The organism is Modestobacter sp. KNN46-3 (assembly GCF_011039295.1).
The window spans coordinates 1-1,987 of sequence record NZ_JAAKGN010000303.1; the positions used below are offsets into that span (position 1 = coordinate 1).

2 protein-coding genes and 1 pseudogene are annotated in these 1,987 nt (G+C 72.9%); all 3 read left to right on the plus strand.

All coding sequences use genetic code 11. The features are described 5' to 3' along the window. A partial coding sequence (gene nuoB / locus G5C62_RS26760) for an NADH-quinone oxidoreductase subunit B (protein ID WP_164703379.1) occupies positions 1-427 on the plus strand: 427 nt, incomplete at its 5' end. Beyond that, positions 424-1,143, plus strand: coding sequence for an NADH-quinone oxidoreductase subunit C (locus G5C62_RS26765; RefSeq protein WP_164703380.1), 720 nt, complete (start codon positions 424-426; stop codon positions 1,141-1,143). The genes nuoB and G5C62_RS26765, both read left to right, overlap by 4 nt. Continuing rightward, positions 1,140-1,987 (plus strand): annotated as a pseudogene (locus G5C62_RS26770) (NADH-quinone oxidoreductase subunit D); the annotation flags it as partial. The gene G5C62_RS26765 and the pseudogene G5C62_RS26770, both read left to right, overlap by 4 nt.

Here is a 1,987-nt window from a genome sequence, read left to right on the forward strand (position 1 = left end):
CCCGGTCCTCCGGCAGATCTACGACCAGATGCCCGAGCCGCGCTACGTGCTCGCCATGGGCGTCTGCGCCAGCTCCGGCGGCATGTTCAACAACTACGCGATCGTGCAGGGCGTCGACCACATCGTCCCGGTGGACATGTACCTGCCGGGCTGCCCGCCGCGGCCGGAGATGCTCACCGACGCCATCCTCAAGCTGCACCACAAGATCCAGCACCAGCCGCTGGGCGCCAAGCGTGCCCGGGAGCAGGCCGAGGCCCGGGCCAACGGGACGGCGCCGGAGCTGCACCTGGCGATGCCCTCCAGCGTCCGGGCCGACCCGGCGGCGCGGCGCGCCTACGAGCAGGCCGCCGCCGAGGGCCGCACCGGTCAGTTCGCCATCGAGCAGCGCGGAGGCAACGCCGTCGTCCTGCCCGGAGCAGACCGGTGAGCGACGAGGCGGGCTTCGGCGCGGCGACCGAGCCCGGCGGGGGATTCCGCAAGGGCGCCTTCGGGGTCACCGGCAGCGGCGACACCTCCGGCTTCGGCGGGCTGGTCCGGGTCGAGCCCGGCGGGGCCGTGGCGCTGCACTCCACCGACCGGCCCTACGGCGGCTGGTTCGACGAGGTCGCCGACGCGCTGACCGACGCGGTCGGCGAGGCCACCTACGCCGCCGCCGTCCACCGGGTCCTGGTCGACCGGGGTGAGATCACCTGGTTCGTCGCCCGCGAGCACCTGCTCACCCTGGTCCGGGCCCTGCGGGACGACGAGGCGCTGCGCTTCGAGCTGTGCAGCAGCGTCTCCGGCGTCGACTACGCCGACAGCGGCGGCCCCGCTGTGACGCCGGACCGGCCGCGGCTGCACGTCGTCTACCACCTGACCTCGATGACCTACCGCCGGCGGATCCGGCTGGAGGTGGCGGTCACCGCCGAGGACCCGCACGTCCCCTCGGTTACCTCCGTCTACCCGACCGCGGACTGGCACGAGCGCGAGACCTGGGACATGTTCGGCGTCGTCTTCGACGGCCACCCGGCGCTGACCCGGATCCTCATGCCCGACGACTGGGAGGGCCACCCCCAGCGCAAGGACTACCCCCTGGGTGGCGTGCCGGTGGAGTACCACGGCGCGCAGATCCCGCCCCCCGACGAGCGGCGGAGCTACCGATGACCACCACCAGCGACCCGTACGCCGGCTCGCGGCAGACGACCGAGGGCCGGGTCTACACGGTCACCGGCGGCGACTGGGACCAGACCTTCGGCGCCGACACCCAGGGCGACGAGCGGCTCGTGGTCAACATGGGCCCGCAGCACCCCTCCACGCACGGGGTGCTCCGCCTGGTGCTCGACCTCGAGGGCGAGACGGTCACCCAGGCCCGCGTCGTCATCGGCTACCTGCACACCGGCATCGAGAAGACGACGGAGTACCGCACCTGGACCCAGGGCACGACCCTGGTCACGCGGATGGACTACCTGGCCCCGCTGTTCAACGAGACCGGCTACTGCCTGGCCGTGGAGAAGCTGCTCGGCATCGAGGCGCCGCCGCGGGCGCAGACCATCCGGGTGCTGGTCATGGAGCTCAACCGGATCGCCTCGCACCTGGTCGCGCTGGCCACCTTCGGCATGGAGATGGGCGCACTCACCGGCATGACCAACGGCTTCCGGGAGCGGGAGCTGGTCCTGGACGTGCTCGAGGAGATCACCGGGCTGCGGATGAACCACGCCTACGTCCGCCCCGGCGGGCTGGCGCAGGACCTCCCCGAGGGCGCCGTCGAGTCCGTGCGGGAGCTGCTCGCCGTCCTCCCCGAGCGGGTCGCCGGCACCCATCGGCTGCTCACCGGCCAGCCGATCTGGCAGCGCCGGCTCAAGGACGTCGGCTTCCTCGACCTCACCGGCTGCGTGGCCCTCGGCGTCACCGGCCCGGTCCTCCGCGCGGCCGGGCTGCCCTGGGACATGCGCAAGGTCGAGCCGTACCTGGGCTACGAGACCTACGACTTCGAGGTGCCGACGGCGGA